This window comes from Bacillus thermotolerans (assembly GCF_000812025.2).
In the GTDB taxonomy this organism is placed as follows: Bacteria; Bacillota; Bacilli; order Bacillales; family Domibacillaceae; genus Quasibacillus; species Quasibacillus thermotolerans.
The window spans coordinates 48,511-55,666 of record NZ_JWJE02000027.1 but is presented as its reverse complement, the minus strand read 5'-3'; the positions used below and the strand labels follow the sequence as shown (position 1 = coordinate 55,666).

Below are 7,156 nucleotides of genomic sequence, written 5' to 3'. Positions count from 1 at the left end.
CAAAAATGATGAATGGTACCATCCATCATTTTTTATAGAGGCCACCAAGCGTAGCGCGGTAGCCTAAAACCCCAACATTTGATTTAGAACCATTTTTTATGCTTCAAATATCAGCCGTATTAATTAGTAGAGGTTTTTATAACAAGGGCTAACTCGTATTTTACAACCCAAGGCCATACAGCTTAAGTTTTTAAGAGGTGAAAGGATATAACGGAAAAGGAGCTTTGCCACAATTTTTAACAAAAAATGCGACAGACTATTGGTAGACTTTACCCTCAGCCTTTTATATGTTTAAACATATAAGGAGATGAGGGCATGATTGGGATGAATATTCGCATTTTGCGCAAGAAACACCGGATGAGTCAGGAAGCGTTAGCTGAGAGAGTAAACGTATCACGTCAAACAGTAGCCAAGTGGGAAAATGGGGAGGCTCTGCCTGATATTTATAAATCTAAGATGTTAGCGGGTCTCTTTCAAGTCACGCTAGACCAATTATCTGACAAGATGAGCGAGGAGGAGATAAGGCAGCTTGGTCCTAAAGGAAAGCAGTTCTTCGGTGTGGTAAAGGTAGGGGCACAAGGAGAAATCATCATCCCCAAACGGGCAAGAGAGTTATACCAGGTTCACACTGGTGATAAGCTTGTCGTTTTGGGGGAGGATGATACAAATGGTCTTGCCCTTCTAAAAAGTGAGAGCTTCCTGGAATTTGCGGATATGATTCGCAGAGCAGAAGGGGAAGATCCGGAATGAGTAAGATTGTATTCTTTTCCATCCCTGCGCATGGACACACCAATCCGACACTGCCAGTGGTGTCTGAACTGGTGAATAAAGGCCATGAAGTTTGGTACTATTCCTTCTTAGCATTTCAAGAGGAAATTGAGCAAGCCGGGGCCAAGTTCATTTCTTGTGATGAGTACTTGCCCCAGTTACAGGAAAAGGAATTGAATCGTAAAGCTGGCAAGGATTTTGCTGCTCTGATTGAAATGGCAGTGGATATGGCGGTTGCCTTAGATGATAAAGTGTGTAAAGAATTAAGAGCCTTTCAGCCGGACTGTATTGTATCGGATTCTGTATGCTTGTGGGGAAAATTATTTGCTGAGAAATTAAGAGTTGCTTACGTTTGCTCGACTACGACTTTTGCCTTTAATCAATATACAGCCAAGCTGATGAAGCGAGGGATCATGGAAATACTGAGGATGATTGTGAGCATGCCGCGAATCAATAAGAAAATGCAGCTTCTTAGGTCCCATGGGTATAGAGTGGATCGCTTCGTCTCGCTGATTGAAAATGATAATGAAACAGACACCATTGTGTACACAACAAAAGAATTCCAGCCACTGGCAGAAACGTTTTCCAATCGTTATGCCTTTGTTGGTCCTTCTATTCGGTGCTCTGGTGAGATGACGGATAGGAGAAAGGATAAAAAGGTGATCTATATTTCATTGGGAACGGTGCTTAATCAAAACAAGGAATTTTATCGCAATTGCATCAAAGCATTTACACATAGTGATTACCAGATAGTGATGTCAGTTGGCGAAAAAACAGACATCGCCTCTCTGGGCAGCCTGCCAGCCAATTTTACCGTTAAACGATGGGTCGATCAGATCGCCATGTTAAGAAGAGCAGATGTATTTATTACACATGCCGGCATGAATAGTGTAAATGAAAGTCTGTATTATGGGGTCCCGATGATTTTATTTCCAATGCACAGTGAGCAAAGACTAGTGGCCGATCGTGTTGAAGAGCTTGGAGCAGGAATCAAATTGCAAGGAAGCAAGGTGAAGCATTTGAAAAAAGCAGCAGCTGAGGTGCTGGCAGACCGAACGTATCAGGAGCAGGCAAAGAGGCTGTCAGAGAGTTTTAGAAACGCTGGGGGTCCGTCGCAAGCAGCTAATGTCATTTTAGCTAAAATTGAAGAGAAATCCTGACAGCTTTAAAAATATATGAAAGGATGAATAAAGTCTCCGTGGCGGAAAGGGATAGGTTTGCAGGGTTGGGATAAAAGGTTGAGTATTCAAAGGCAACCCAGGCTATTTGTGCGCCTGGGTTTTCCCGTTACATTAGCCATGCATTCAGTCAAGCACAGGTAACTTTAGAAGCAGCCCTTCATCGGGGTAAGAAGATAAGTGAGTGTCTTATTATAACTGTTTGGCCATACATTTATTACAAAGCAGTCGTGGAAGGGAGGGATCTTCATGTATCCGTATATACTAATGGTGCTTGTTGTTATGTTTTATGCAGGGAATATCCTTGTTGGAAAAGCTCTAAATGATTTGCCGCCGTTGACGCTTGCCTTCTCGCGTTTAGTCGTCGCGTTGATTGTTCTCTTTCCGATTGGGTTTCTGAGTGCCTGGAAGGAGCGTTCTGCGTTTTGGGAACATAGACGGCCTCTCTTGCTTATGACAGTTACAGGTGTTACATTCTTTAATACATTTATTTATGGAGCTCTGCATTTTACAACTGCCACGAATGTATCTGTATTAGAATCCGTTATTCCTGTTGTTACTATTATATTAAGTGCTGTGATGCTAAAGGAGAAGCTCCGAGGAATACAATGGGCCGGTGCACTATTGTCTTTTTTGGGAGCAGTTTTGGTCGTTTTAAAAGGAAAGGTCTTTCAATTGGCTTCTGTTTCTTGGAATATTGGCGATGTCATTATGATTGGGGCCATTGTTTCGTGGGCACTGTATTCTATCTATGTGAAGCGTTACATGCATTTGTTCCCTTCGTTTGCTGCTCTCTTTCTTATGACGGGCATTTCAGTGATGGTCCTGCTTCCTGTCGTTTTCGTAGAATGGTTAATTGGAGGCATTCCGACAATTGCATTCCCTTCCCATATAGCCGGGTTTTTATACTTGGGCATTTTTCCTTCCGTTGTTGCCTTAGTGCTCTATAATCGCGCAGTTGATTTACTGAGCCCTTCTCAAGCCTCTGTATTTTTAAATCTATTGCCCGTTGTAACAATGGCTGGAGCCTATATATGGTTGAATGAAACGATTACTGTTATACAACTGGTTGGCGCGCTTGTCGTGGTGGCTGGGGTCTTCTTGACGACGCAATCTGGTAGAAGGCAAGAAAAGGCGAAAAGTTAACGATCGGAACAGCTCCTGCACGGGCTTCATCAACTCTTGCGATCAGGCGTTACATCTGGCATTATATAGATTGATAGTGAGAGATACATATATATGCGCCAGAAATATGGAGTAGTAAGTATGATGCGTGCGAAGACGGGGGCTAATCAATGAGAAGACTTTCAGCTATTTTAATTATAACGGTGACAACGCTCTTGCTAGTGGCTGTAAGCGGCATTGTTGCTATCCAAAGCTATGTACAGGCTCAGGAAGAGAAGGGAGTCAATCCGCTTGCTGCAATATTCGGTGAACCGAAACCTGATCATTCTCAAAAGGTGGGCGGAGACATTATCAGCTCTCTTGAATTTCCTGCGGATGTGACAGAGGACTTTGTGATCAATACTATGCACAAAATGACACATCAAAAGGTAAAGGCCGACCAAAAATGGGGAGCTGTAGAGATGACTCCTGAAAATATAGAGAAGATTTATAAGACTCTTCAAAACAGCGATTTCGTTCATAAGAAGGATTTGTTCAGTATTGCGGAGCGCTGGAGAGCGGGAGATTTTAGTAAAGCCGATTCTGATCATAACTTCTTGTGGAGGCTGCAGGGTGGTAACGTCGGGAAGGCTGAAGGGCTCATGAGTGAGGAAGAAGAGAGGCTCTTTATAGAGAACAACTTTAGAAAAGATAAACAATAAGCTGCTGGCTTATGCAAGCGGCTTTCATATTTAGCTATAAAATAACTCCCTCAAAGTAGACAGATTCTATTGTTTCATCTGTTTACCTTAAGGGAGTTGTTATCATTTACCAGCTGTTTTCTGTTTTTTAGTGTTTCTTAATTGGCTGCTTCGCAATTCTTTTTCCTCTTTGTGTAAAGCTTTAAGCAAACTAATGACCATAACCGCGATCACAATGGAAAATGGAAGGGCTGCGATGATCATTGTGTTTTGAAGAGCTTGCAATCCACCGGAATAAAGCAGGGCAAGAGCAATACCGGAAAGAAAGATTCCCCATATGGCTTTGATTTGCTTGCTTGGATTTAAGGATCCGTTAGTTGTCATCATCCCTAGAACAAACGTACCAGAGTCTGCGGATGTAACTAAGAATGTAAGAATGATGAAAATGGCTAAAATGGATAGCCCCATACTAAATGGATAACCTTCTAACACTCCGAAGAGGGATTCTTCGGGTAATAATGAAGAGATGGAGAATCCGGATAACTCGGTTGTGATCGCTGCACCCCCAAATGTCGTGAACCATAGGAAACTAATAAGTGTTGGAGCTAGCAGCACGTACACAACAAACTCACGAATGGTTCTTCCTTTGGAGACTCTGGCGATGAAAACACCTACGAATGGAGTCCAGGCAATCCACCAAGCCCAGTAGAAGATGGTCCATGCATTAATCCAGCTTCGCGCCTCTTCATTAAGCGGGGCAATCCGAAAGCTCATATTAATTAAATTTTGCATGTAAGACCCTAGCGTATCAACAAATAAATTCAGGATGAAAAGTGTCGGTCCCAGAGCAAATACGACTAAGAAAAGGAAGGCAGAAAGTCCCATGTTTAAATTACTTAGAATCTTGATACCTTTTCCTATGCCAGTTAATGCAGATGCCATAAACAGGATTGTAACGATAGCGACGATGACTGCTTGAGCTGCTATATTATTTGGTACGTCAAATAGATAAGATAGCCCCCCGTTTATTTGTATGGCACCAAACCCGAGTGACGTTCCAACTCCCATAATAGTTGAAATGACCGCTATGATATCAATGATTTTACCCACTAATCCATCTGCATGCTTGCCGATTAATGGTCGTAAGGTTCTGCTGATTAAGCTTAGTTCGCCTTTTCTAAAAGTAAAGTAAGCAAGAGCTAAGGCAACAGAACCATAGACTGCCCACGGATGTATTCCATAGTGAAAGAAGGTAAACCTCATTGCATCCTTGATACCTTGATCCGTGCCTAGCTCTCCAGTAGGTGAACTGATTGCATAGTGACTAATCGGTTCAAATGTACCATAAAAGACTAAACCAACTCCGATACCCGCACTAAAAAGCATAGCGATCCAGCTTAGCCGTGAAAACTCAGGCTTGTCTTCCGGCTTCCCGAGTTTGATTCTGCCAAGCGGGCTTACTAATAAATAAATACACACGGCCACAAACACCGATACCAAACCTAAGTAATACCAGCCGAATGAATTGGTAATAAAGCTTTGGGTGTTGCTAGTGATGTTTTCTAACCATTCAGGCGCCACTATTCCCGCGAGAACAAGGCTTGCCAGGATGGCTAGAGATGCGTACAAAACAACTGAAGCATTTTTCATATTTTATAAATAACTCCTATCTTTTATTATTCACAGTAGCTTTACTTCAATTGGGGCACATAAAAATGTACAGCCAATGAACATCTCTTGAAGCGCACTTGTAAATAACTTTTTGAACATGCACTAATTTAATTGCTTACACCTAAATAAACACTCTTGGGAAAGCAACTAAATTCTTAATTGCTTATTGGAATTTAGCCATCTGCTGTCTGTGTTACAGCTTGGTATGGGGTAAATAAATGTGAAGAACACAATTATAGAAGTAATTAGCCACTGGAGCGGAATAAATTACCTGAGATTCTGACGGCACCTGGATAGTATAACAAAAGTAGTTAACTTGAACACACGTGATATTCAAGCTCTATTCGTGTTCTAGGCCCCTCACCGCTTCTCAGATGGCTTGATTCTTGCTAATTCTTAATAATTCTCCGAATTATGTCGTATTTTGTTCCAATTTGAAGGCAAATGATGCAATCAGAGAGAAGGAATCGTATTTAATTGAAAAAGAAACCACACCTTCTCTCCTCTTGTATAACCCGTTAAACATTTTTATTTTAGTATGCAGAAAGTATGGTGAAATATTCTTGATACGAATTGGACTCTTGGAGTCTGTTTGGGGGATACCTGTGGCTAATCTGAAGGGGGCGATAAAATTGGGGAGCACTAGACGCCATTTATTCTAATATCCCTGAAGAATTTATTTTGATATTCCAACAGTGTATAAGCAAGATAAGTAATAAGCTGCTGGCACAGCCAGCAGCTTATTACTTATATGAAGTCCTGATTTTTTATCCAAACCTCAATGAATTGGATCATTTTCGTGATAGAGGGAGTCTGCACATGCTTTGTCTTGTTTGTAAGAATCCCAACGCTTCGGGAAACAGGCTGACTCATTGGTTTTACAGTTATGTTCTCCAGATTAGAGTTGCTTAACAGCAGTTGGGGCAATAAGCTAATACCCAGATTATTCCGCACCATAGCAATAATGGTTTCATCGCCTCTTATTTGATAGGCCATTTGAGGCCTAATCCCTGCCTTTTTTATAAAACGATGGATTTCAAATAAAGAGTCAGGATACGGCAAAATACAATCCGTTGTTTCCATCGCTTGTAATGGAAAGCTCTTCAACTCCGCCAGCTTATGCTGATCATTCATAATGACGACAATAGGATCTTCCAGTAAGAAACGGAAGTCCCATTTGCCGTTATGAGAGCTGCCAATCGCAAAGTCGATGATATCCTCCTCTAGCCAATGATCCAGTTCCGAAGCATTTCCTTCAAATAATTGAATCTCTATAGAAGGGTATAGCTGTTTAAAATCACTGAGTATTTTAGGCATCCAACTGGCAGTAATGCTTATGTAAGCACCTATTCGAACTGTCCCGGTTTCCAATCCATTAATATGATGAACTGTCTCATATAACCTTTCATAGCCTTTTTGAATCTCTCGCATAGGTTTTAGCACTTTCCACCCGTTTTCAGTAGGCTTTACTCCATTTTTTTGTCTTACTAGCAGGGGGAAACCATATTCCTCTTCTAGGCTGCTAATCATTTGGCTAATGCTCGGCTGCGTATAATTCAGTATTTCCGCTGCTTTTGTCAAGCTGCCGGTCTCTACAGTTTTTATATAAGCCATATACTTCTTTAAGCTCATTTTTACCCCTCGCAATATAAGGATTTATTATATTTAATATCAATTATATTTAGTTTACTTATATCACAGGGGAGAATAAAATAAAATCAATTCAACTGATCA

Annotated in this window: 6 protein-coding genes; 4 read left to right on the top strand and 2 right to left on the bottom strand. The window is 41.3% G+C overall.

The features are described 5' to 3' along the window. Positions 1–315: 315 nt before the first annotated feature. From QY97_RS11555 to QY97_RS11540, 4 genes are all read left to right on the top strand, one after another. Positions 316–750, top strand: coding sequence for a helix-turn-helix domain-containing protein (locus QY97_RS11555; protein ID WP_039233594.1), 435 nt, complete (start codon positions 316–318; stop codon positions 748–750). Then, on the top strand, positions 747–1,928 hold the full coding sequence (locus QY97_RS11550) for a macrolide family glycosyltransferase (RefSeq protein ID WP_039233592.1): 1,182 nt from the start codon (positions 747–749) through the stop codon (positions 1,926–1,928). Before QY97_RS11555 ends, QY97_RS11550 begins: the two co-directional genes overlap by 4 nt. Positions 1,929–2,195: 267 nt before the next feature. Continuing rightward, entirely contained in the window at positions 2,196–3,092 is an 897-nt protein-coding gene (locus tag QY97_RS11545) for a DMT family transporter (protein WP_039233590.1), read from the top strand. 149 nt (positions 3,093–3,241) lie between these two features. Further along, the gene (locus QY97_RS11540; protein WP_039233588.1) at positions 3,242–3,772 is read left to right on the top strand and encodes a DUF6241 domain-containing protein; all 531 of its coding nucleotides are present in this window, start codon (positions 3,242–3,244) and stop codon (positions 3,770–3,772) included. A gap of 102 nt (positions 3,773–3,874) precedes the next feature. Here QY97_RS11540 and QY97_RS11535 read toward each other — a convergent pair whose 3' ends face one another. Together QY97_RS11535 and QY97_RS11530 are read right to left on the bottom strand one after the other, a co-directional pair. Then, complete coding sequence (locus tag QY97_RS11535; protein WP_039233586.1) at positions 3,875–5,401, bottom strand: BCCT family transporter; 1,527 nt, start codon at positions 5,399–5,401, stop codon at positions 3,875–3,877. 768 nt (positions 5,402–6,169) lie between these two features. Beyond that, positions 6,170–7,054 (bottom strand): LysR family transcriptional regulator, encoded by an 885-nt coding sequence (locus tag QY97_RS11530; protein WP_039233583.1) that lies wholly within the window; start codon positions 7,052–7,054, stop codon positions 6,170–6,172. Between the last annotated feature and the right edge of the window lie 102 nt (positions 7,055–7,156).